This window comes from Rhodanobacter sp. A1T4 (assembly GCF_014207185.1).
Classification (GTDB): domain Bacteria; phylum Pseudomonadota; class Gammaproteobacteria; order Xanthomonadales; family Rhodanobacteraceae; genus Rhodanobacter.
Window position 1 is genome coordinate 22130 of the sequence record NZ_JACHCP010000016.1, and the last position, 24833, is coordinate 46962.

The 24833-nt window shown below is 58.3% G+C and carries 14 protein-coding genes; 8 read left to right on the forward strand and 6 right to left on the reverse strand.

Going from position 1 to position 24833, the window contains the following annotated elements; translation table 11 throughout:
- Positions 1-340 precede the first annotated feature (340 nt).
- From HDE80_RS21715 to HDE80_RS21735, 5 genes are all read right to left on the reverse strand, one after another.
- Positions 341-850 (reverse strand): YeeE/YedE family protein, encoded by a 510-nt coding sequence (locus HDE80_RS21715; RefSeq protein ID WP_184674382.1) that lies wholly within the window; start codon positions 848-850, stop codon positions 341-343.
- A complete protein-coding gene (locus tag HDE80_RS21720) occupies positions 847-1290 on the reverse strand; it encodes a YeeE/YedE family protein (protein ID WP_184674383.1) in 444 nt (147 codons plus the stop codon). The genes HDE80_RS21715 and HDE80_RS21720 overlap by 4 nt, the downstream gene beginning before the upstream one ends.
- Positions 1291-1316: 26 nt before the next feature.
- The gene (locus HDE80_RS21725) at positions 1317-2591 is read right to left on the reverse strand and encodes an outer membrane protein transport protein (RefSeq protein WP_184674385.1); all 1275 of its coding nucleotides are present in this window, start codon (positions 2589-2591) and stop codon (positions 1317-1319) included.
- A 272-nt stretch (positions 2592-2863) separates the two neighbouring features.
- Complete coding sequence (locus HDE80_RS21730; RefSeq protein ID WP_184674387.1) at positions 2864-4024, reverse strand: NAD-dependent formate dehydrogenase; 1161 nt, start codon at positions 4022-4024, stop codon at positions 2864-2866.
- A 419-nt stretch (positions 4025-4443) separates the two neighbouring features.
- Positions 4444-5373 (reverse strand): LysR family transcriptional regulator, encoded by a 930-nt coding sequence (locus tag HDE80_RS21735; protein ID WP_184674389.1) that lies wholly within the window; start codon positions 5371-5373, stop codon positions 4444-4446.
- A gap of 426 nt (positions 5374-5799) precedes the next feature.
- Between HDE80_RS21735 and HDE80_RS21740 the strand changes: the two genes are divergently transcribed.
- Both HDE80_RS21740 and HDE80_RS21745 read left to right on the forward strand, forming a co-directional pair.
- Positions 5800-6957, forward strand: coding sequence for a HoxN/HupN/NixA family nickel/cobalt transporter (locus HDE80_RS21740; RefSeq protein WP_184674391.1), 1158 nt, complete (start codon positions 5800-5802; stop codon positions 6955-6957).
- Between the two features lie 1638 nt (positions 6958-8595).
- On the forward strand, positions 8596-18024 hold the full coding sequence (locus HDE80_RS21745; protein WP_345776491.1) for an amino acid adenylation domain-containing protein: 9429 nt from the start codon (positions 8596-8598) through the stop codon (positions 18022-18024).
- A 4-nt stretch (positions 18025-18028) separates the two neighbouring features.
- Here HDE80_RS21745 and HDE80_RS21750 read toward each other — a convergent pair whose 3' ends face one another.
- Positions 18029-18550 (reverse strand): hypothetical protein, encoded by a 522-nt coding sequence (locus tag HDE80_RS21750; RefSeq protein ID WP_184674395.1) that lies wholly within the window; start codon positions 18548-18550, stop codon positions 18029-18031.
- A gap of 319 nt (positions 18551-18869) precedes the next feature.
- On the opposite strand from HDE80_RS21750, the gene HDE80_RS21755 reads away from it, so the two are divergent.
- The 6 genes from HDE80_RS21755 to HDE80_RS21780 all read left to right on the forward strand — a co-directional run.
- A complete protein-coding gene (locus HDE80_RS21755) occupies positions 18870-20561 on the forward strand; it encodes an AMP-binding protein (protein WP_184674397.1) in 1692 nt (563 codons plus the stop codon).
- A gap of 749 nt (positions 20562-21310) precedes the next feature.
- Entirely contained in the window at positions 21311-21502 is a 192-nt protein-coding gene (locus tag HDE80_RS21760; RefSeq protein WP_184674399.1) for a hypothetical protein, read from the forward strand.
- A gap of 378 nt (positions 21503-21880) precedes the next feature.
- The gene (locus HDE80_RS21765; protein ID WP_184674401.1) at positions 21881-22405 is read left to right on the forward strand and encodes a hypothetical protein; all 525 of its coding nucleotides are present in this window, start codon (positions 21881-21883) and stop codon (positions 22403-22405) included.
- Entirely contained in the window at positions 22402-23286 is an 885-nt protein-coding gene (locus tag HDE80_RS21770; RefSeq protein ID WP_184674402.1) for a hypothetical protein, read from the forward strand. The genes HDE80_RS21765 and HDE80_RS21770 overlap by 4 nt, the downstream gene beginning before the upstream one ends.
- A 107-nt stretch (positions 23287-23393) precedes the next feature.
- Entirely contained in the window at positions 23394-24113 is a 720-nt protein-coding gene (locus HDE80_RS21775; protein ID WP_184674404.1) for an XVIPCD domain-containing protein, read from the forward strand.
- 483 nt (positions 24114-24596) lie between these two features.
- Positions 24597-24833, forward strand: a 237-nt coding sequence (locus HDE80_RS21780) for a hypothetical protein (protein WP_221437773.1), incomplete at its 3' end; no start/stop codon positions are given.

The following is a 24833-nucleotide window of genomic DNA, read 5'->3' on the forward strand; positions in this document are numbered from 1 at the left end:
CATCACACCGCAGCAAGAGTGTTTTTCAACAGAATCGGTCGCTTTCTGCCGGTCGACGTCGGCCTGCAGTTGATCATGCAGGTCTACGGCCTAGTCATCGCCGATCGGTCGCTTGTAGTACGTGTTGCGGTGGACGCAGGTTTCCTTGGCAACGTGATTTTCGGTGAAACTGGCTCACCCTCGCGGCGCTTTTCAGGCCGTTTTGCGTGGCGGGCTTCACATCGTTACAGGTGGCCGGTTTCGACTGGGATATGCAGCTGATTTCTCTTTGGACGCCTACTGGACGTCTATCTGAAGGATGCGGACTACCGCGAACTTGTCGAGGGGAAACCGTGCACCTCTAGAGATCGCCTCGATCGAGGAGGTTCGCATCGATGCGTTGGACAGCGCTACGCGCCTTGCTCGCCCGGGTCGACCATCGCCCGATCCATGATCCGATCAGCAGGGCTGGCAGAAACAGCAGAGCCTCGCGTCCACTGCCGGGAAGCGCCGCGAGAAGAGCTACCGCTGGTCCCGGGCAATAACCGCTGATTCCCCAGCCCAAGCCGAACAGGAGTGCTCCGAAGATCAGCCGACGATCGATGCGCGTAGCACTCGGCAGATCGAAATCCGCCATCAAAAGCGGCGTCTTGCGTCGAAGGATCAATGGAAACGCGATGCCGGCGATACCCGTCGCGCCGCCAAGCACCAGCAGGAGGCTCGGATCCCAGTGTCCACTCAGGTCGAGGAAGCCGAGTACTTTCTCGGGATGGGTCATCGCCGACAACGCGAGCCCGGCACCGAATACCAAGCCGGCACCAAAGGCCGCCAACAGGGCACGTTCCAGCGGCGATGCTTCGTCGGGGTTCATGGCCAGTTTTCCAGCCAGTGTCGCAGCACGCTCGCCGTCGCTATGCCCGTGAGCAGAAAGATCACGGTTGCCACCAGAGAGCGCGGCGAACGGCGCGCCAGGCCGCACACGCCATGTCCGCTGGTGCAACCGCTTCCCAGTGCTGTGCCGTAGCCCACCAGGAGTCCGGAGACGATCAATTCCCAGGCAGGAAAATCGATACGGCTGAGCGGTGCCTGCACGCCGAACGTGCTGCCATATCGGTACAGCAGCCCCGCGCCGGTCACCAATCCCAGCAGGAACAGGGCACGCCAGGCAAACTCCATCCGCCGAGAAAACGGCAGTGCGCCAACCACGCCACTGATACCAGCGATGCGTCCGAGCGAAAGTAGTAGCCAACTGGCACCAGCGCCGATCAGCAAGCCGCCGATTAGGGCGCTGACAGGTGTGAACGAAGACATGGGAAACGGCCTATCCGGTCAGTGGGCTAGATTTTCCACGCATAAGCAAAGCCCAGCGAGTTCTCGCTCAACGCGATGTCTGCTTCACCACCGCCAAACGGTGCGGGAATCGAACTTGATCCGTAAACGGTCTTCTCGAAGGCGTGGCTGTAGTAAAAACTTATCTCACCACGCTGACTGGCCTGCCAGGTGGCACCGACGCTGGCCTGATTCTGCACCACGCCTGGCGCGATAATGTTGAAGAACGTCTGGCTGGAAGGAATGGGTTGCTGTGCGTGACTGAAACCGAAGCGCAGTGTCAACGTGGGCGAGTAGGCGTAGCTTGCCGCGACCTTGTAGATATTGATGTCGCGCCAGCCAAAGCCAGGGCCGTCCGACGAGCCCAGCGCATGGCCCTGCAGCAGGTTGGCCAGCGGATTACCGACGGAGTGTGTCTCCGCATAGAGGATGCGCTGAACATCAGCAAGCAAGGTCAACCCGGATGTCACACGGTATGCCGCACCGATACCGAAATTTGCAGGAATGTCGAAGCTGCCGGATTGGGCAAACAGACCTTGGTAGCCGTTGAACGAGCCGGGGATCTTCGAGGCCCATGTCGCCCCCAACGTCAGGTTGTCGCCGAAGTGGCCGTTCCAGCCAACTCTGGCGCCCACACCTACCGAGCTGGAGTAACCAGTATTGCTGACGCTGCCCGGCGCCTGGGAGAACGCGGCAAAGGGTGTCAGCCCATCAGCATAGAAGCGCTGCCAGGCGATATTCGCGCCGATGCCGATGGATTGCGTTGGCGTGATCTTGTACGCCAGGGCAGGGGTCAGCACGATCTGCTGCAGGTTCACGCCGGCTTCGCCCTGGCCACCGAATGCGCCATAGGGATTGTTGTGGTAACCGGTGTTCATGCCGCCGTTGGCCGTCAGCGAGAGGCCAACGTAGAGATCATCGGCAACCTGATGCGTATAACCTGCTTCAGGTAACAGGAAGTACTTCACGCCGTTGCCGGAGTAAGAGCCATCGGCACCGTATTGGTTGCCCGTAATCGTCGCGGATCGATCCGGATTGAACAGGGTCAATCCCACGTCGACACGATTGCCGACGAATGCGATACCGGCAGGATTGATATAGCCGGCCAAGGCATCCACGGGGAACGCAATACCTGCGCCACCCAGTCCATTCGATTGAATACTGGATCCATTGGTGAAGTAGCCATTCGTCGCGAAGACGCTGGTGGGCAGCACGGCAGCCGCAAAAGCAAGAGCACCAAGGCGATGGCTTGCGGTTGTCCGGCGAGGTCGAGCTGCTGGCATACACCATTCCTGAAGCCTTGAGGGTGCATGAGTTATAGGCAGCAGCTAGCGGAGGCGTCAAATAGTCACTGGGAATAACGTCAGTACTAAATCTTATGTGCAAGCGCCGTTGGAGCCCGCACGCTATCGAAGGGCATCACAAACCATGCGGCTGTTAAAAGTGCAGGGGCGACGAGTTTGATAGAAGGTTATTCGAGGCGTCTCTTAATGACAAAAGCCCCAGTGATCAGCTGAGGCTTTTGTTCTCCTGGTTAGAGAAGTACGAGCGCCAGTCAGCTCAGTTTGTAGGAGCTGGCACCGGTTCCGGCGAGATTGCCGCCATCAACGATGAGATACTCCGGCCTGATTGGCTTTTTCTCGAAAAAGTTCTGCAGAATCTCGAGCGTGCCGGCGGCGTATCTGGCCTGGGCAGACAGCGAGGTCCCTGAGACATGCGGCGTCATGCCCTGATTTGGCATGCGGCGCCATGGATGATCGATCGGGGCAGGCTGCGGATCCCAGACATCGCCGGCGTAGCCAGCCAGTTTGCCGGATTCGAGTGCGCGTACCACGGCATCGCGATCGCACAGTGCTCCACGTGCGGTGTTGATCAGGTAAGCGCCACGTTTGACGTGTTCGAACATCTTGTCGTCGAACATGCCTCGGGTCGATGGGTAAAGCGGAGTCTGCAGATTGATCACATCGCAGGCCTTGACCAGGGATTCCGGTGTCTCGTGAAAAATCGCGTTCAGTTCTTTCTCGATCTCCGGCGACAGGCGATGCGGATCGTAATAGTGCAGGTGCACGTCGAACGGCTTCAGGCGGCGCAGCACGGCAAGACCGATGCGGCCCGCGGCAATCGTGCCGAAGTGCATGCCTTCGAGATCGTAGCTGCGGCTGACGCAATCAGCGATGTTCCAGCCGCCGTTATTGGCGATCTGGTGCGATGGAAGATAGTTGCGTACCAGTGAAAGCACCATCATCACCACGTGCTCCGCCACGCTGATGCTGTTGGAGAAGGTCACTTCGGCAACGGTTACGCCGTGCTCGGACGCTGCTTTCAGATCCACGTGATCCGAACCGATGCCGGCGGTGAGCGCGAGCTTGAGGTTTTTGGCCTTGCCGATGCGTTCGGCGGTGAGATAGGCGGGCCAGAACGGCTGTGAGATAACCACATCGGCAGTCGGCAGATGCTTGTCCAATACGGAGTCGGCGCCTTCCTTGTCGCTGGTGACGATCAATTCGTGCCCATTGGCTTCGAGATATTTGCGTAGGCCCAGCTCGCCGGAAACGCAGCCGATCAGTTCGCCTGGTTTGAAACCTAGCTCACCGCTGGGCGACGGCACAGTCTGCCCGTTCGGGTAGCCTTTGATTGTGGGGATAGCGTCACGTGCGTAGGTCGGGGGGTAGCCGGTTACCGGATCGGGATAGAGGACGCAAAGAACCTTGGCCATGAAGCACTCCAGTCGTGGGAATGTGACTCGTCGTCACGTTGTCTGCGCAGTCTGGACTGCAGGCTCCTGTGCCATCCAATCGTTTATGGATATCCGTTGATAAGCACGGCTTATATAGGGCGTGTCATGACTTACCAAGTGGCTCGCGTTGTTTCGTTGCGGCTGTCAGGTGGTGGGGCGTGGTTTACACCTTTCTCGGTGTGCAGCGCCTGACTGGCGGTCAGGGCCAAGCCGCGCACCGAGAAAGGTGCAAGCGCTGCCGCATGGCGGCCACAACGAAACAACCCTACGGGCCGGGTCTGTTTGCCCACAGGCCGGCGTCATCGCTCAGGCGTGTACGGACGTACACTTCTTCGCTCTTCCTTGGCCTGCACGCAAACAGCTCCCGGCGCGGGCCGCTTGGTAAGTGATGACACGCCCTAGTCCGGCCGCGGTGTCGCTGCGGCAAGGACGCTGTCGAGCTTGCGTTGCAGATCAAGTTTCGGCGTCAGATCCCATGCGGCACAGACGACGGCAGGCGGCGTTTCCTGACGCAGACGCAACAAGCTCATCTCGGAAAACTGCTGCGGTTCGATCGGACGAATACTGATGCCGCTGGCGAGAAAATATTCCGGTAGTGCACTGACTGGCGCGATACTGCATACCTCGCCATTGCGTACCTCTTCATAGAGCACGCTCAAGGTGTTGGTCTCGACGACGACGTTTGGCGTGACGCCTGCAAGCTGGAATGCCGAGTCGACAATCTTGCGGTTCTGCATTTCATGGTTGAACAGGCACAGCGGCATGCGTGCTGCCTCGGCCCAGCTGTAAGACGATTTTGTCGGCAGACCGGCATGGTCGCTGGACAACAGCACGAAGCGCTCGGAATACAGCACCATGTTTTCGAACGTGCTCTCGTCGCAGCCGTCCGCGTAGGCGAGACCCAGGTGCAGTTCCTTGCTTTTGACCCGATGAAGAATATCGCGTGTGCTCAGCGAAAAGACTTCGAGCGTGAGCTTGGGTATGGCACGACGATATTCACCGGCCAGCATCGACACCGCACGCAATGCGGAGGGAACCGTGCCGATAGCCAGATGACCGCCGGCAATCGATTGAGCCAGCGCGGCCTCCTGGCGCAGGCCTTCCAGCGACGCGATGGTTTGTTTGGCCCATACCAGCACGCGCTCGCCTTCGGGTGTAAAGCCCTGGAACCGTCGATCCCTGAGAATGATTGTAATCCCCAGTTCTCGCTCTAGCTGGCGAATGCCTGCCGACAGCGCGGGCTGCGACACCCAGCAACTTTCGGCGGCATGTGCAAAATGTTTATGCTCGGCAAGCGCCACGAGGTAGTGCAGTTGCCTGACAAACATGTCTGTCCTCGTCATTCGATTTGGATGTTGTATCCAGTCGCCTATCTTAGATGTTTTGTGATGTCGCTCCGAATGCCAACGCATTGCAACGCGATATACAGCAGAATTTGTGACTGGGCCGAGCCGATGTATCGGTGCGACCAGGCTGCAAGCAGGTTTCCATGGATGATCTATCTAGGTCTGGAGAGAGCCAAAGTTGAACTTCACTCGCCATTCGCTTGACCGCCTCCGGCAACATTCTTTGCACATTGTGCTTTAGTGTTGACGGCATCCTGCAACCAAACCAATCATGTATCGCATGCCAGGATATGTTGGTCAGGGTAGCTACAGCGCACCGGCATAGGCGCTGTTTCCCCCACGGCAACTCCTGACATGCTTTTTGGCGAACGGCCTAGTGCTGTAGCGATCGAACAAAGGAAACGCTGCATGCCAACGCCAGGTGACCTGCTGTTTGTTCCGCTGCCTTCGCGGCAGCAGGCGAGGGTATCCACACACCGTATCTTCAGTCGACGCCAGTGGCTGCAATTGGTTGGCCTGTACGGCTTCATTGTCGTACTCCATCTACTGGGATGGGGGCTGTATCTGCACTATTCAGTGCATTTTCCGGCTCTGGTTGGCCTCGGTTTCGTTGCTTATATGTTGGGGTTGCGGCATGCCTTCGACGCCGACCATATTGCCGCCATCGACGATACCGTGCGTTACATGTTGCAGAAGGGTAAGCAGCCGCTCGGCATCGGGTTCTTTTTTTCGCTGGGTCATTCGACCATTGTGCTGTCGCTGGCGGTAGCGATCATATTTGCCGCATCGACGATCAAGCACGGGCTACCCCAGTTGCAACATGTCGGTGGCGTACTGGGTGCGGGGGTTTCCGGAGTGTTCTTGTGGATCATCGGCATCCTCAACCTGTTCGTCCTGCTCGACATCCTCAAGCTCTGGCAAAAGGCCAAAGCAAGGATGCATAGTCATGTGCATCTGGATGAGTTGTTGATGCAGCGGGGGTTGATCAACCGGCTGTTCGGTGGGCGTCTGCAGAAACTCATACAGCACAGCTGGCAGATGTATCCACTCGGATTGCTGTTCGGCTTGGGTTTCGATACTGCCTCAGAGGTTGGGCTGCTGGCCATGACGGCAGGTGCCTCTGCCGGCAATCTGCCGATCGCCGGTGTGCTGTCGCTGCCGATCCTGTTTGCTGCCGGTATGACGGCGATGGATACCACCGACGGTGTATTGATGGTCAAAGCCTATCACTGGGCATTCGTGAATCCGATGCGAAAAATTTTCTACAACATCACAACGACTTCGCTGTCGATTGCGGTGGCCCTGATCATCGGCACGATCGAGCTGCTACAGGTGCTGGCGACAATGCTGCATCTGGACAATCCTGTTTTCAACTTCATCGGCACACTGGACTTCGGTATGTTTGGTTATGTGATCGTCGCGATCTTTCTGCTCACCTGGATGATTTCATTCGGCGTATGGAAGTTCAGCCGCATGGATCAGCGCTGTGTCGGACAAGACTCTGTCCACGTGCATCAGCATACCCATGCCAGTGGCACTACTCATACGCACCAGCATCTGCATTGAAGCAATCCGAGTCAGTCATGTTGCAGTGGTAATGACCCTTAGCGGAGCTTTTTCCTGGGCCTGCGCTGCCATGCGACGCGAACATGTACAGGAGCTGGCCTCGTTCATGGCTTTGATCAACAGCTCGCCGCGAGAGCGGCTACGATGGCGCCTGTATTCTAAAACTGAGTGTTATTGAAGGCAAACTGACGTCAGTCTCCAAAATCTTGGCCAAGAGGTCGACGGCGGAAGATTTTCAAAACCAGTGTCACACGTCCAACGATTACGAAAGAGTCAGTTATGCCATTCGAAGAGTTGAGTGAAATGCTTTCATGCGCACCGGTCGTTCATGCCCTGTCAAGCCCGCAATTAGATATCTACCATGATCAATTGCTGAAGGGCCATGTTCCGACCTATAACATAGGCGGGTATCTGGATATCTCCGGCAGGCTGGACATTGATGGCTTTGGCAGAGCATTGAATTTTGTCATTAAGAAGCACGATTCACTTAGAATCATGCTCGTAGAGAGTGAGGGTGGCATCCCCAGGCAATACATAGTCGAAGAAATATCGGTCAATTCGGAGCTGCTGGACTTATCGCAATGCGTCGCACCGCATGATGAGGCCAGGGAGTGGATAAATAAAAATATCAACATTCCATTTAATCTGATCGGGCATGAACTTTTTCGATTTAGATTGATAAAACTGGCCGAGGATCGTTTTTATTGGTTTATATGTGTGCATCATTTGATTGCGGATGGCTGGTCCATTGATACGATTTTCCATTCGTTGGCGGACATCTATAGCGCGCTGGAAAGAAAAGAAGCGCCGAATCTTGTCTCACCTTCATATATCCAATTTCTGGAGTCGGATAAAAATTATATAGAATCCATACAATTCGACAAGGATAGGAGTTACTGGATTGATAAATATAGTGAAATTATCGATCCCCTATTGTCTTCGCGGCATCAAGAGCAGTTCATAAATCAGGCGACAGCCAGTGGCGAATATAAATGGATTCTTTCGCGGGATTTAGACGAAAAAATAGATGCGCTGGCAGTCGATCATCAATCGACAAGATTTCAAGTTATCCTGAGTATTCTCTATGCATTTTTTCTGAGACTGGAACGGCGCGACGAATTGACGGTCGGGCTATCCGTATTGAATCGAAAAAATTCGGAGTCCAGAGGAATCTCTGGAATGTTTACGAATGTAATATCGATGCGGTTAAGATTCGATCTTAAAGAAACTTTGGTTGATTTGATCAAAGAAATTTCTTCCATGCTGAGACGAGATTATCGTCACCAGAGATTTCCAATTGGAGAATTAAATAAGGGTTTAGAATTATTTAAAAGGCACCGATCTCAGCTCTACGATTTGTCTATGTCATACGAGCCCGGCGGCGGCATGTTGTTCTTTGGGAGCAGCTCCGCCGTCGCAGTGAAGTGCACGAATGATCATGAGAGCACTCCATTAAGGTTGTGCGTCAGGGATAATCTTCATACAAAAGATACCACGATGCATTTCATATTTAGTCGATCGTATTTCAATGATAATGAGATCGAGGCGCTTGAGGGTCGGTTTAGTTGTTTTATGCGTGAGTTGTTATCGAGCCCGGAAAGCCCTATTGGATCGCTACCTATTATTACTGCCGGGGAGGTGCAAAATTTTGCGTCCTGGAATTCAACCGGCGTTGCTTTCCCTGACGACAAGTGCATCCAAGAATTATTTCAACTACAGGTCGAGCAAAGGCTGGATGCGCTAGCGGTTGTACACGGTGGCGCATCGCTCACATACGCCGAGCTCAATGCCCAGGCCAATCGCCTGGCCCATCACCTGATTGCCCTCGGCGTGCGTCCCGACGACCGTGTTGCTCTCTGCCTCGAGCGTAGCCCGGCCATGATCGTCAGCCTGCTGGCCATCCTCAAGGCTGGGGCAGCCTATGTACCGCTTGATCCTGCTTATCCATCCGAGCGCCTGACCTATGCGTTGAAAGACGCGCAACCGCTGCTCCTGTTGATCGATGCGTCCGGCCGCATCGCCTTGGGCGCGCGGACCGAGACACCGATTATCCTCGACCTCGATGCCGCCGCCGCGGACTGGGCTGCCTTGTCGACCCATAACCCACATGTCCCCGGCCTGACCTCGCGTCATCTTGCCTACGTCATTTACACCTCTGGCTCTACCGGACAGCCCAAGGGGGTCATGGTCGAGCACCGAAACGTCTGCCACCAAGTCGCCGCATTGCAGAGCGCTTATCGCCTGGATGCCCAGGATCGCTTGCTGCAGTTTGCGTCGATCGCATTCGATATGTCGGTAGAAGAGATTTTCCCGGCGTTGCTCAGCGGCGCCATGCTTGTGCTGCGGACGGATGAATGTCTGAGTTCTCCTGCCGCTTTCGCCGAGTTCTGCACTACGCACCAGCTTACGTCGCTCAATCTACCGAGCACGTTCTGGGCGCAACTGGCCACAACGCAACCCGAGCCCGAATTTCCTTCCACGCTGCGCCAAGTCAGTACAGGTGGCGATGCGATGAGCCTGCCGGCGGTGTCCGCCTGGTTTTGCCGTAGCGGTCATCGACCCCAGCTCTTCAATGCGTATGGCCCCACCGAAGCAACTGTCAACGCCACCTTGCTGCGCGTGGAGCAAGCTCTTGATGTCGCCTCGATTGGTCGTCCCATATCGAACACACAGGTCTACCTGCTCGACGAAGGCTGCCAGCCGGTTCCGCTCGGGGCAGTTGGCGAGTTATATATCGGCGGTGCCGGGGTGGCCCGTGGCTACTTCAACCGCCCCGAGTTGACCGCCGAGTGTTTCCTGATTGATCCATTCTCTTCCATCCCCGGCGCGCGCATGTACCGCACCGGCGACCTCGCCCGTTACCTGGTCGACGGTAATCTCGAGTTCCTTGGCCGCAACGACCACCAAGTCAAGATCCGTGGTTTTCGTATCGAGCTCGGCGAGATCGAGGCTCACCTGACCAATCATCCCGCTGTTCGCGAGGCCGTCGTCCTCGCCCTGGGTGAGGGACACAACAAACGCCTGGTCGCCTATCTGGTTGCCGAGACTGAGGCTGCCGACGAATCCTCGCTCGTGGGCGTTTGGCGTGCGCATCTGGCTGCAAGACTACCTGACTATATGGTTCCGGCGGCCTTCGTCCGTCTCGACGTCTTTCCACTCACTCCCAACGGCAAGCTCGATCGCAAGGCTCTCCCTCATCCCGGCGAGCAGGCTTTTGCTCGTCGTGCCTACGAGCCGCCTTGCGGCGAGGTTGAAATCGCGCTGGCCGTGTTGTGGCAGGAACTGCTCGATGTCGAGAGGATCGGTCGCCACGATCATTTCTTCGAGCTCGGCGGCCATTCGTTGATAGCCATGCGCCTGCTCGGCAGGGTAGGGCAAGAATTCGATAGTGCGATACCGCTGGTTAGCCTGTTCAATCATCCGACTCTTGCAGGGCTGGCTGCGGCAATCGATGCAGGCCGTACGGCCGGTGGGCGTACTCCAAAGCTGCCGCCGATCCTGCCAGTCGTTCGTACGCAAACCATGCCGCTCTCGTACGCGCAACAACGGCTGTGGTTTCTGGCCCAGCTTGATAGCGCTGGCGCGACTTACCATATCTCGTTGGTGCTGCGTCTGGACGGCGAATTGAATAATCGCGCGCTCGGCCGTAGCCTCGACCGTCTGCTCGCGCGCCACGAAGCCTTGCGCACCATCTTCTTCTCGAGCGACGGAAATCCGCATGCAGCCCTTCTGCCGGTTAGTACACCATTACCTTTGACCGAATACGACTTGCGCGGAGCGCTCGATGCCGACGCGCGGTTGGCTCGCCACACCGACGAATATGCCCGGGCGCCATTCGATCTCGCCCGTGGGCCCTTGATTCGCGCTGGCCTGATCCGCCTGGCCGATCAGCGGCATACGCTATTGCTGAGCCTGCACCATATCGTTGCCGATGGCTGGTCGATCAACCTGCTGGCGCGAGAAATCAGCGCTCTGTATGCGGCTTTCTCACAGCAACGCCCGGATCCCTTGCCGCCGCTACCGGTGCAATATCCCGACTATGCCAGCTGGCAGCGCTCGACGCTGACCCGCGAGCAGCTGCAAGGGCAGGCTGATTATTGGCGACAGGCGCTGGATGGCGCGCCCGAGCTGCTGAACCTGCCGACCGATAGGCCGCGTCCGCCGCGCCAGTCGTTTGCCGGCGCCATGCTGCCGTTGCGGGTTGACCCGTCATTGACCGAAAGCCTCAGGCATTTGTGCAAGCAGCACGGCGTGAGTTTGTTCATGCTCTTCACCGCCGCCTGGGCGAGCGTGCTGGCGCGTTTGTCTGGCCAGGACGATGTACTGATCGGCACGCTGTCGGCCAATCGCGGACAACGCGAAATCGAGTCGCTGATCGGCTTTTTCGTCAGCACGCTGACCTTGCGCGTCGATGTATCGGGAGAGCCGGATGCCACCGAACTGTTGATGCGGGTGCGCCAGACTGCACTGGCCGCGCAGGAAAATCAGGATCTGCCTTTCGAGCAGGTGGTGGAGATCGCGCACCTGTCAAGGCGGCTGGATCATTCGCCGCTGTTTCAAGTCCTGTTCGCCTGGCAAAGCAACGACAAGAGCGCCTTCGATCTGCCTGGCATCGAGGTCAGGCAGGCCGATATGTCGTTCGATTCGATCCGTTACGACCTCGAGCTGCACTTGTATGAAAAGGACGATGCCGTGGTCGGCGCTCTCGGCTACTCCACGGCCTTGTTCGACGAGGCGTCGATCGCGCGGCATGGCAGTTACCTGATCGCCATGTTGCGGGCGATGGCTGCCAGCCCGGGACTGGCGCTGAATCGGGTACCTCTGCTGGGGCCGAACGAGCAGGCCTTGCTGGATGGCTGGAACGATACTAGCGCGGCCTATCCACAGAGCCATTGTGTCCATCAGTTGTTCGAACGACAGGCGTCGCGCTCACCGCTGACCATCGCTCTGATCCATGGCGAACAGCAGTTGCCCTATGCCGAATTGAATGCCCAGGCCAATCAGTGGGCACGCCATCTGCGTGCCAGCGGCGTTGGCATCGATCAGCGCGTCGCGATATGCGTGGAGCGGAGCTTCGGGATGATTACCGCTCTGCTGGCTATCCTCAAGGCAGGCGCGGCCTATGTGCCACTGGACCCGACCTATCCTAGCGAACGGTTACGGCAGATTCTCGACGAGGCCGGCGTCCTGCTTATACTCAGCGATGCCGCCGGACGCGATGCTCTAGGCACGCAGGCCATCGAGCAACATCAGGTGGTCGATCTGGATACGCTTGCGGCATGCTGCGGGGTGCTTCCGGCAGACGATCTCGGCGCATCGCCGCACGATCCGAGCCCGGATCATCTGGCTTACGTGATCTATACCTCTGGATCTACCGGGACGCCCAAGGGCGTGGCGATGCCGCACCGGCCACTGGTCAACCTGGTCCACTGGCAGCAGCAGGAGGCCGAGCGTGCTGGTCTGCCGGCGCCGCGTACCTTGCAGTTTGCCGCGCTGGGATTCGACGTGGCTTTTCAGGAAATTTTCAGCAGCCTGTGCGCGGGAGCGTCACTGGTGCTGGTCGACGCGCAGACCCGATTGCAGTCCGACAAATTGATCGAGCTCCTGCGCCGGCAGCGCGTCCAGCGGGTTTTTCTGCCCTACATCGCGCTGCAGACCCTGGCCGAAGTGGTCGACGAGGCATCCAGCGGCGAGCATGGCTTACTGCTCGAGCTGCGCGATGTCATCGTGGCCGGCGAGCAGCTGCGGCTGACGGCGGCTATCCGGCAATTTTTCAAACGGCTGCCGTCCTGTCGCTTGCACAACCACTACGGCCCGACCGAGACCCATGTGGTCACCTCGCTGACGCTGATCGGCGAAGCGATCGCCGCGTCGCCAAGTCACGTGCCGATTGGCCGTCCGATCGCTAATGCCCGCACCTATCTGCTTGACCGGCATGACTTGCCGGTGCCGCTGGGTGCCGTGGGTCAATTACATATCGGTGGCCTCGGTATCGCCCGCGACTACCTCGGTCGCGCCGAGCTCACGGCCGAGCGCTTCCTCGCCGATCCGTTTAATCCGAGTCCCGGCGCACGCATGTACCGTACCGGTGATTTGGCACGCTATCTCGCGGACGGTCGGCTAGTGTTCCTGGGGCGCAACGACCAGCAGGTCAAGCTGCGGGGCTTTCGTATCGAGCTGGGGGAAATCGAGGCACGCCTTGCCGAACATCCGGCTGTGCGCGAATGCGTGGTTATCGCGCACGACGGTGTGCGAGGTGAGGCGCAGCTGGTTGCCTATGTCGTGCCGCTGGGTCACTCGGATGACTTGGCCACTGCGCTGCACGTGCATCTTGGCAGTCTGCTGCCGGCTTACATGGTTCCGGCGGCATTCGTGACGCTGGAAGCGATTCCCTTGACTGCTCACGGCAAGCTGGATCGCAAGGCCCTGCCTGCACCGGATGAGCAGGCCCTAGTCCATGCCATCTACGAACCGCCTCGGGGTGAGATAGAGCTGGGGCTGGCCAAGTTATGGCAGACCCTGCTCGGAGTGACGCAAGTCGGCCGACACGATCAATTTTTCGAACTCGGCGGGCATTCCCTCATTGCTGTGCGTTTGCTCAGCCGCATCGCCCAGGTCTTCGGCGTGGAGCTGCCGTTGGCCACGTTGTTCGCCCAGCCTGTATTGCACGGTCTCGCCCAAGCGCTAGCCGATCGGTTGACCGAAGCCGGCGAGAATGTTCATGCGGCGATCGTACCTTCGCCGCGCGAGCAGCGACTGCCGCTTTCCTACGCCCAGCAGCGTCTGTGGTTCCTGGCCCAGCTCGATGGCGCCAGTGCCGCCTACCATATTCCGCTCGCGCTGAGCCTGGACGGCGCGCTGGATGTTGCCGCACTGCGCCAGGCGCTGGATAGTGTGTTCGCGCGCCATGAAAGCGTGCGCACGGTGTTCGTCGCCGAACATGGCCAGCCACATGCCGAGCTGTTATCCGCAGATTCCGGTCTGCTGCTGCGCGAACATGATCTGAGCCAGCAGCCCGATGTCGAGGCTGCCCGGGCGCGCCTTCTCGTCGAGGAGCGGAACCGGCCGTTCGACCTGGCGGCCGGGCCATTGATCCGGGCCAGCCTGATACGGCTGGACGAGCACAGACATGTGCTTGCGCTGACGCTGCATCATATCGTCGCCGACGGTTGGTCGCTCGGCATCCTGGTCCGCGAACTCGGTGCCTGCTATGCGGCTGCGGGTCAGTCGCGCGAGGACCCGCTGCCGCCATTGCCGATTCAATACGCCGACTACGTCACCTGGGAACGCAAGTGGCTCACCGCAGAACATCTGGCGGAGCAGGTGGCGTACTGGCGTAGCCATCTGGCTGGCGCACCGACCTTGCTGGAATTGCCGACTGATCGTCCGCGTCCCGCGCGGCAGATTTTCGCCGGAGCCTTTTTGCCGTTAACCCTGGACCGCGAATTGACGCGCGACCTCAAGCGGCTCGCCCGGCAACACGGCGTTACCTTGTTCATGCTCGTGCTCGCCGCATGGGCGGTGGTGTTGTCGCGTCTGGCCGGCCAGCAGGAGGTGCTGATAGGCACGCCGACGGCGGGCCGGGGCAGGCAGGAGCTGGAATCCTTGATCGGATTCTTCATCAATACGCTTGTCTTGCGCATCGACCTTTCTGCGCAGCCCGACATCGCCTCGTTATTGGCTCAGGTGCGGCAGGTTGCGCTGGATGCCCAAGCCCATCAGGAGTTGCCGTTCGAGCAGGTGGTGGACGTCGCGCAAGTGCCACGGCGCATGGACCAGACGCCGCTGGTGCAGGTGCTATTCGCCTGGCAAAGTCACGATGAGGGCAGGCTCGAACTTCCCGGTATCCGGGTCGAACCTATCTTGGAATTTGACTGGGTCAAGTTCGATCTTGAGCTGGTTCTCAGTGAGGTCGACGGCGGTGTCCACGGCGGCATCAACTACGCCAGCGCCTTGTTCGATCCCGAAACGATCGCTCGGCATGCGGGCTATCTTCAGCACGTGCTCGAAGCGATGGCAACTGGGGATTCCCGACCGATAAGCCAGATGCCCATGTTGTCCACAGCCGAGCAGCAGCTGTTGCTGCAGAGCTGGAACCGAACCGAAACACCTTATCCGGATCAGCTGTGCATGCACCAGCTGGTGGGGCGCTGGGCGCACGAATCACCACAGGCGACCGCGCTGGTATGCGAAGAACGCCTGCTTTCCTATGCCGAACTGAACGCGCAGGCCAACCGGCTGGCGCATTATCTGATCGAGCTGGGCGTTCGGCCGGATCAGCGCGTCGCGCTCTGTGTAGAGAAGGGGGCGGCCATGTTCATCGCCCTGCTTGGCATTCTGAAAGCGGGCGGCGCCTATGTGCCGCTGGATCCGACCCATGCCTCGGCCCGCCTTGATCAAATCCTCTGCGACGCGGCACCGCACCTGCTGCTTTGCGATGATGCCGGCCGTGTCGCGCTCGGTGCGGCTGCGCTGGCATCGCCGGACATGCTCGATCTCGATGACGACAGTCCCTGGGCCGACGGCCGGGCTGATGATCCCAAGGTTACTGGTCTTGGTTCTCACCATCTGGCTTATATTATCTATACCTCCGGCTCTACCGGTACGCCCAAGGGCGTGATGGTCGAGCACCATGGCGTGATCAACCTCGCCCAATCGCTGAGTGACCGGCTCGGTGTGACGGCATACAGCCGCGTCAGCCAGTTCGCCTCGCTTGGTTTCGACGCCAGCATTTTCGAAAGTGCCATGACGTTGGCCTCGGGTGCGGCGCTATATCTGCCTTCGGGAGCAGAACGCCAAAGCCCAGCAGCCTTTATCGCGTTTATCGGCCGCCACCGGATCACTCATGCCACCTTGCCGCCGGCTTTTCTGCAAGGTCATGTCGAGCCGCCGCAGTGGACGCATCGCCCCACGCTGATTCTCGCCGGCGAAGCGCCGAGCCCCAGCCTGCTGAAACACTGGATGCGCCATGCCAAACTCGCCAATGCCTACGGTCCTACCGAGATCACTGTTTGCGCCAGCGTATGGGTCTGTCCCGATGTTCTCGGCGATCTTCTGGCGGTGCCGATCGGGCGGCCGCTCGCCAACACGCGAATGTATTTGCTGGATGAGCATGGCCTGCCGGTACCCCAGGGAAGCATCGGCGAGCTTTACATCGGCGGCGTCGGCGTCACTCGCGGTTACCTCAATCGTCCCGAGCTGACCACCGAGCGATTCCTTCCCGATCCATTCGACAGCCGCCCAGGCGCGCGCATGTACCGCAGCGGCGACCTAGTGCGCTATTTGCCGGACGGTAATCTGGTCTTTCTCGGCCGCGACGATCATCAGGTCAAGCTGCGCGGATTCCGTATCGAGCTGGGCGAAATCGAAGCCCACTTGGCCATGCATCCGGCAGTGCGCGAAAACGCCGTGCTTGCGCGCGAGGACCGTCCGGGCGAGTCCAGGCTGGTCGCTTATGTGGTTGCCGACTACGCCGGCGACGATCTGGTTGCCACGTTACGCGACTACCTGGGCACGCGCCTGCCTGAGTATATGATCCCGTCCGCCTTCGTCGCGCTGCAGCGCTTGCCGTTGACCGCCAACGGTAAGCTGGATCGTAAAGTTTTACCCGCGCCGGACGATCAGGCATTCGCCCGCCGTGCCTATGAGCCGCCGCACGGTAAGACTGAAATCGCCTTGGCAGCGCTATGGCGGGAATTGCTTGGCGTCGAGCGGATCGGTCGCCACGATCATTTCTTCGAGCTCGGCGGCCATTCGTTGATCGTCGCGCAACTGGCGGCGCGCATGGGCGAGATCTTCGAGGCGGCGGTGGCGGTACGTGACCTGTTCCTCCATCCGGTGTTGAAAGACATGGCGAGGCTCGCGCTTTCGACTATCGATCCAGCACGGTCGTCCATGCTCGATCTCGGCACGGAGCTCGTGCTCGACGAAACCATTCGTGCCGGTGCATCAGCTTCGCATGGCACTCGGCCGGCGCATATTCTGCTGACCGGCGCCTCGGGTTTTCTCGGCGCTTTCTTGCTGTCGTCCTTGCTGAAGCGGACGCAGGCGACCGTTCATTGCCTGATCCGCTGCCACGATGTGGCAGAGGGTATGTCCAAGCTCGATGCGAATATGCGCCTGCTTGGCCTGAGGGACTATGAGCGTGGGCGCGTGGCAGTGATTTCGGGCGATCTCGCGCAGCCGCGCCTCGGTTTGAGCCAGCGCCGGTTTGATGATCTCGCCGGACTGATCGAGGTGATTTATCACAACGGCGCCTGGGTGAATTCGCTGCACACGTACCAAAGCCTGAAGGCCGCCAATGTGCTCGGCACCCAGGAAATTCTGCGCCTGGCCGGCCAGGGTATGCCCAAACACATTCACTATATTTCCACCCTGAGCACCATTCCACCGATCGAATCAGCCGGCCCCGATGTCACCACCGAGGCACAACTGGCCGAGCATTGGCCGGGTCTGGCCTCGGGCTATGCGCAAAGCAAATGGGTGGCCGAGCGACTACTGCGCATCGGTGGCGAGCGAGGCATTCCTTTCACCATCTACCGGCCGACCCATATCGCCGGCTCGAGCAGAACCGGCGCGAGCAATGCCAGCGATACCTGGAGTCTGTTCGTGGATGCCTGCCTGATTCTGGAACGGATACCGGAGATCGACACCAGCATCAACTCGTTACCGGTCGACTACATGGGCGACTGTATCGTCGAACTGTCATTGCGCGAGGGTATGCATGGCAAAAGCCTTAATCTGACCAGCCCGCAGTCGTTCATGCTGAGCGAGCTGACCCGACAGATAACAGCGGTTGAAGGATTGGCCATCGAACGCGTCGACTACCGGCACTGGCGGCGGCTTTGTAGCGAGCATCCGGCCGTCAGCCGATTGGCCTCGGTCATGCCGGCCGAACTTTCGACGCAGGCGACTGGCCAAACCGTGTCTGCACCGATTGAACTAAGCAATGCCGTGGCCGAGCTTTCCCGCGAAGGCATGCCCTATCCGCCGATGACTGCCGATTTGCTGCGGAAATACGTTGCCTGGCGTCATCGACTGAGTTGTTTAGGGGCGACGACTGCTTAAGTGCTCACTTTCCCATGGTATTGCGTCCCGTTTTCGCCGCCGTTTTGGCACCCATCCGACGTAGCGTCACTTTGTCGTCCTCGTCGATCTCGGGCTGTAAATCGATGTCCGGAGGAGGGTTCGGATAGCTCTTTCGTCCACCGATCACTTTGATCCATTTGCTGCAAAACTTATCGTAGACGTCCCACGGCAAGCCATCGGATTCCACCAGTGCGCGTTCTGCGCGTAGTGCGATCTGGTGAGCATCGCGATACGGAAATCCCAGCGTATGTTCAAACAACATCTCGACGACTTCGTGCATCACGATGAACCGGTCGATGCCGTAGATCTTGCCTCGATGTTTCAGTTGAGGCGGTAGCTCGTGGTCAATGTAGATCGTGTCGCCTTTTTTGTTGCATGAGCCCACATAGGGCACGTCATAAAGGCGCACCACTTTGACGCGGCTAAGCATGGTTTCGGCGGCTTCGTCGAGGATACGGCTATTGACCAGCCACTCTCCAGGTTGTGGTCGATGTCCCCAGCTCATGCGATGCACTCCACGAGGGCCACTGGCGTGGCGTTGGACACGATATAGCAGATATCAGCACTGGGCGTCGTGAGGTCGAGCCAGTGGGAGCAAGAGCGTGACTGCCGCCCCGGTCGCGCGGCCGACGCGGGCCATTTTTGTGGCGACGCCATTTCGCTATAGATGGATAGGCTGTTCAAGACGCATCGGCGCGATTGAGCTACACATTTTGCCTAACAAGATGAAGTCGCAGCATCCGTAGTCCGCCATAAAAGAGGTATCGTTGGTCGCGCTCTCGCAATGAGCGCAGCGATCTCCAAGCCACCCACAAAAGAAAACAATGAGCTCAGCGAAAAGCTTCGTCGACGCGCGTGATCTGCTCTTGCGTCACCGCACCGACTACGACCGGGCCTATGCCGAATTCCGCTGGCCGATGCTTGGCGATTTCAACTGGGCGCTTGATTACTTCGACGTCATTGCAGTCGGTAATGAAAACACGGCGCTGTGGATCGTCGATCTCCCGGAGCACGAGGGGCGGCGTTTTTCGTACGCGCAGATGTCCGAACGATCGGCGCGCATGGCCAACTTTCTGCGAGGGTTAGGCGTCAGGCGCGGTAACCGTCTTTTGCTGATGCTGGGTAACCAGGTCGAGCTCTGGGATGTGATGCTGGCAGCGATGAAGCTTGGTGCCATCGTGTTGCCGGCTTCCACGCAGCTTTCCACGGATGACGTGCGCGATCGCGTGAGTGTCGGAGCGGTGGATTTTGTCGTGGTGAGCAGTGCTGAGACGCAAAAGTTCGAAGCGCTCGATCCGAAGCTGACGCGGATATCGGTCGGCGAGCCGTGTCATGGCTGGATCGATTTGAGCGATGGCTACGTATCGTCGCCCGACTTCATTCCCGATGCACCGACTCGTGCCACAGATCCGATGCTGCTGTACTTCACCTCGGGCACCACGTCCAAGCCGAAGCTGGTCGAACATACGCATCAGAGTTATCCCGTCGGACATCTCTCGACGATGTACTGGATCGGATTGCAACCGGGCGATATCCATTGGAACATCAGTTCTCCCGGCTGGGCAAAGCACGCTTGGAGCTGTTTCTTTGCGCCATGGAACGCGCTGGCCTGCGTCTTCGTGTTCAACTTTCCACGCTTCGTGCCGAAGGATGTACTGGAGGTCCTGGTGAGCTGCAAGGTCTCCACTTTGTGCGCGCCGCCGACAGTCTGGCGCATGCTCGTGCAAGAGCCGCTGGTGGCGTATCAAGTCACGCTTCGCGAAATCGTCGGTGCCGGAGAGCCACTGAATGCGGAGATCATCGAGCGGGTTCGGCACGCGTGGGGAATCACCATACGCGACGGCTTCGGCCAAACCGAAACCACCTGCGTGATCGGCAATTCGCCGGGGCAACCGCTCGTACCCGGATCCATGGGGCGCCCGTTGCCGGGTTATCGCGTCGCACTGGTCGATGCTGACGAGCAGCCAGGCGAAGAGGGTGAAATCGCACTACCACTGGAAGCGCGTGCGCTCGGCCTGATGACCGGTTACGCCAACGACGTCGACGCTACTGCGTATGCCATGCGCCATGGCTACTATCACACGTCCGATATCGCGACGCGTTGCAACGACGGCCACTACGTTTACGTCGGGCGCGCCGACGACGTGTTCAAGTCATCCGATTACCGACTCAGCCCGTTCGAACTCGAAAGCATTCTGATCGAACATGAAGCCATCGCCGAAGCAGCCGTTGTGCCGAGCGCTGATGCGCTGCGGCTCTCGGTACCGAAAGCCTACGTCACCCTGCGACTGGGCTTCGAAGCCGGGCCGGAACTGGCGCGCAGCGTCTTTCGTTTTTCGCGCGAAAAACTCGCACCCTACAAACGCATCCGCCGACTGCAATTCAGCGAATTGCCCAAAACGATTTCCGGAAAAATCCGACGCGTCGAACTACGTCAGCAAGAGTTGACGCGCACTGCCGATCCCACGCGACTTCCCGGCGAATACTGGGAAGAGGATTTTCCCGACTTGCGTTGAGGCTACCCAAACCGCTATCCACCGATCGCGCATTTGCCTGGCGTAAAACTAAACGACTCGCATCGTTGCTATGCCGCTCTCCTGGCAGGAATCGAACCCGCACGCCATTGCTGGGAAGCCATAGGGCGCATTTGCAAATCATGTTCCCCCCGAACTTTCTTGCCGGCTCGCTATTCTCGTTTTTCGGGTTGAATCATGACGCCAACAACAGAGCCCGAAACTCGGTTGATTGCCAGCAAACGGATGTGAACCTTGTCGCCCAGTACGGGGCCTTTCGAGCCATAAGGGCGCGGAACCACGACGTCGACATGGCAATCAAGCCGAGCGAGCCATCCATTTTGAGTTGCCGAAGCTAGAACACCCATGTGGATCTGGCCTGACGCCAACTCTTTCGGCAGTTCCTGTTTGATGACTTACACCGTTTAGTTTGACCTGTTGATGGCCCAGTATGACGAGAATTCGGCCTTACAACGGCTTTGCGCGAATAATTTGCACGAATAGAAGCGCTGGCCAATATAAACGCCACCTGGAAGATGGCGTTGCTTTGATCATCAGGTATCTCTTCAGTCGCGATGAGCCCGTAGCTTCCCAAGCGGTTTCATTTCTACATATGCGCTATGCGCCTAGGCCATCCGCTACCAGTTCATTTTGTTATTGCTGGCCGATCGGTTGCGCTGAGTCCTCTTCATCGGGTCTTGATGTGCCCGACGCCTATGCTGTCGACCAAGAGTTTCACTGAGGACGACGCCATGAGCGATAAAGACGATCCGAGCAAGGTCAACCAAAGCAATCCCAAGCGAGGCGATAAGGGCGCCGCAGGTGTCGATGGTGAAGTTGGCGGGGAAGGGAACGATCCCGGCGCGGGCTCCGGTGGCAGCGGCGGCGACGACAGTACGCGGACCGCGGGACGTGACACGGATGGCAAGCCGAAACGCCCTTAACGCGATTACCCATTGGTCCAACGCTGGCAGGATTGCCATCCTGATCACGCTTCGCGCGTAGGGATTGCTGATTGTCGTTGCTTGGTTTAAGCCAACGGGAGATGGGATTACACTCGTGTCAACCGACGCAAGGAGCACGGTGATGAACTCCAACATCACTTCGAGCATAGTCAAAGCGCTGAACGCAGACGCGCAGAACGTCAGAGCAAATGATGCTTGGTGCAGGGCTAAGCCCAACTTTCTTGAACCCGAACCGTGCTCACTGACCGCAGGTTCCGATGGCGGGTGTGTGACAGAGAACCCACTGATATGACGAAACGCCTTTGCTCTTTCGCGTTTTTCTCTTTTGCCTTGATCACTTCCGCATGTGGTGCAGCCATGAAAAATCCCGACATCAAATCGAATCCGCATCCGAAGATGCGCTACGAAATCACGATGACCATCGAAGGTGCACCGGGACCGTTCGATTCGATCGACAGCTATGTGAAGTATCAGGTGATGAACCCGAGCTGCGTTCCGATGCGACCGGGTAGTGGCGCTACGCCGACATTGGAAAAAAGCGTCTCTATCGAACTTACGCGTGTTGGGGATCACGCCTACAAGGGCACGTTCTACACAGATTTTCTGCAAGACGAAGATTATTACGGCATGGGTGTATGTCAGTGGGCGGTGGTGGGTACTGGCGCGCAATTGAAAGTCAAGTCCGTGGTTTTTAGCCCTGATATTCCCAAGTCAGATCTCGCAGCGCAGAGATCTGAAAAAACCTATTTCTCAAAAGACTCATATTCAGGGGCAACATCTCAGCAGGATGTTGAAATCGGTTCGCAAGCCACACCTTTCATCACTCAGAACCCAGATAAATTCTTTTCGGTGACATTGGCTGCCACGGAGAGTAGCAAATGACTCTACGCTCAACGGACTATGCGTTGCTGTCCCAAAATTCGTATCAGCAGCCACAACTAGGCACGACCGTTACGCTTGATCGTGTTGACTACAAACCCATCGACTATGCCAATGATCCGCGCACAGGTTTCCAAGCTACGGCATACGATCATCGCAACGCCGATGGCTCACACAATGTGGTCATTGCTTACCGAGGCACAGAGTTCGACAGGGAGCCTGTGCATGATGGTGGCGTTGATGCCGGTATGGTTCTGACTGGCCTGAATGCCCAAGGCCCCGACTCTACGGCCTTTACCCAGCGTGTTATGGATAAAGTCAAAAGTGATGCCGCGAAATTTCATTATTCCTATGACATCACCGTTACGGGACATTCGCTCGGCGGCACCCTCGCTGAAATCAACGCACATAAATTCGGGCTGCACGGCGAAACCTTCAACGCCTATGGTGCTGCTGGTCTTGGTCTCGGTATTCCAGCGGGAGGGCATCAAGTCATTGATCATGTGCGTGCAACCGATGTGGTCAGTGCCGGTGCGGCTCATTTTGGCGAGGTGCGTACCTATGCCACACAACAAGACATCGACGCTCTGAGCAAGTCCGGTTATAGCGATAACGCATTCATCAACGCTCTTCCCGCGCACGCGCCGATCTTGGGCAAGATTCAAGGCAGTGCGCATGCGATCGATAACTTTGTGCCCCAGAGCAAATTGCTTGGACAGTCGATCATTAGCCCAGCGAACGAAGAGCGCTACCAAGCTCATCACGGTATAGTGGATCGCTACCGCACAACGATATCCAAGATGCCCGCATCGCGGTGTCGGCCGGCTGGGAAATTCCCAACGCTGTGGCTCGCAACACCTTGGCTCTTGATCGCGCCATTTTAGAGAAAGAAAATCAAGGAGCTCATGCCATTGGACGGACGACCCAGCAGGCAGCGCAATATGCTGACCATGAAATCGTTAAGGCTTACGACGCGACACGCGAAACGGTGGTGCGTGAGGCGCACGTCGTCCACGACAAGGCAGTTGAAGGGTTACATGCAACCGGGCACGCAGCGCAATACGTCGGGCATGAAACGGTCAAGGGCTACAACGCCACCATCGATGCCACCTCGCGCGGCATTGAGGCGACCGCACATGCCGGACACCAAGCCTACGACGCCACCGTCAACGCGACGTCGCATGGGATTGAGGCGACCGTTGATGGCGCCAAGGCGGTGGGGCATTTTGGTGAGCGTGTCTACGATGCCACGGTCGATGCAACTGCCCGCGGGATGGAAGACGTTACGAATTTCGCCAAGGCGCATCCGATCCATCTCGATCATCCCTCGCATCCTGACCATGCGATGTATCAGCAGTCGCTGAGTGCGGTGCATCGCCTGGATGCCCAGAATGGTCGAACGCCGGATCAGCACAGTGCCAATCTGGCCGCAGGGGTCGCAGTGGGTGCGCGTGCTTATGGTCTAAACAAAGTGGACCATGTGGTGCTTAGCGACGACGGTTCGCGCGCGTTTGCCGTGCAAGGCGATCTGCGCTCACCCGCGAAGCAAGTGGCCAATGGCGTGGACACCGCTCAGGCCGTGAACACGCCGATCCAGCAGCACAGCACGACGTGGCAACACAACGCACAGCAGGCTCATGTGCATCAGCAAACTCCACAAATGAACCCGCAAACACAGCAACAACAAGCCAATCCCGTGATAACGCGCTGAGCGTGGCTTCCTCAGTTCCAGATTGGAGTGATGTCAGTAGACAAATGGATCGGCGGCATTTCCGATCGCTTCCCGCGTCGGTAGCCCAAAAACAGCTCCTGGGCGCGTCGTTTTGTGTCACATAATTACGCGCGCCTGACCCGCTGCGAGTGCCACACGGTGCCGCGTGGTGCGTGTGGACACCCCGTCAAAATCGATCTCTATTCATAGATAGGCCATGCGGGTGCGGTGCGGCGCGTGCTGGGTAGCACTGCTCGAACCGTTACGGCATCGCATCACAGGGGGACTCGATCAGTGCCAATAGGGGCCACGTTGGTGCACTGGCTGATCGAGCGGATGTAGGCGATTTGTTCTTCGAGAGCCGAGCCGCCGGTTCTGGCCAATCGTCGCCCCCTAAACTTTTCCGCGCCAGACCAGATAAGACTTGGATGAGGCCTGTCATGACGACCGGCCACCGCCAAATGTTTAAGCAAGGGTAAGTCGATGGTCGCTGTCGTATCGGGTAATGGTCTGGGTCTGGACAACAGTTCACTGCGTCAGCTGGGCCAGGGGTTGGGAGGGCAGGCAGCGATCGGCCAGGGCAATGTGGCCCCGGTCGTCAATACCGCCACCGGCAACCTGGTGTTGGAGAGCCAGGACGAAGGTCTGATCTTCGACGGCCTGTCACTGGATGTCCTGCGCACCTATAACAGCCAGGGCCAGTTGAGCGGGAGTGCGGGC

Bases quoted from the DNA above. Each gene is read 5' to 3' on its own strand.
- HDE80_RS21715 (WP_184674382.1), bottom strand. From the start codon at position 850: ATGAACCCCGACGAAGCATCGCCGCTGGAACGTGCCCTGTTGGCGGCC.
- HDE80_RS21720 (WP_184674383.1), bottom strand. From the start codon at position 1,290: ATGTCTTCGTTCACACCTGTCAGCGCCCTAATCGGCGGCTTGCTGATC.
- HDE80_RS21725 (WP_184674385.1), bottom strand. From the start codon at position 2,591: ATGCCAGCAGCTCGACCTCGCCGGACAACCGCAAGCCATCGCCTTGGT.
- HDE80_RS21730 (WP_184674387.1), bottom strand. From the start codon at position 4,024: ATGGCCAAGGTTCTTTGCGTCCTCTATCCCGATCCGGTAACCGGCTAC.
- HDE80_RS21735 (WP_184674389.1), bottom strand. From the start codon at position 5,373: ATGTTTGTCAGGCAACTGCACTACCTCGTGGCGCTTGCCGAGCATAAA.
- HDE80_RS21740 (WP_184674391.1), top strand. From the start codon at position 5,800: ATGCCAACGCCAGGTGACCTGCTGTTTGTTCCGCTGCCTTCGCGGCAG.
- HDE80_RS21750 (WP_184674395.1), bottom strand. From the start codon at position 18,550: ATGAGCTGGGGACATCGACCACAACCTGGAGAGTGGCTGGTCAATAGC.
- HDE80_RS21755 (WP_184674397.1), top strand. From the start codon at position 18,870: ATGAGCTCAGCGAAAAGCTTCGTCGACGCGCGTGATCTGCTCTTGCGT.
- HDE80_RS21760 (WP_184674399.1), top strand. From the start codon at position 21,311: ATGAGCGATAAAGACGATCCGAGCAAGGTCAACCAAAGCAATCCCAAG.
- HDE80_RS21765 (WP_184674401.1), top strand. From the start codon at position 21,881: ATGAAAAATCCCGACATCAAATCGAATCCGCATCCGAAGATGCGCTAC.
- HDE80_RS21770 (WP_184674402.1), top strand. From the start codon at position 22,402: ATGACTCTACGCTCAACGGACTATGCGTTGCTGTCCCAAAATTCGTAT.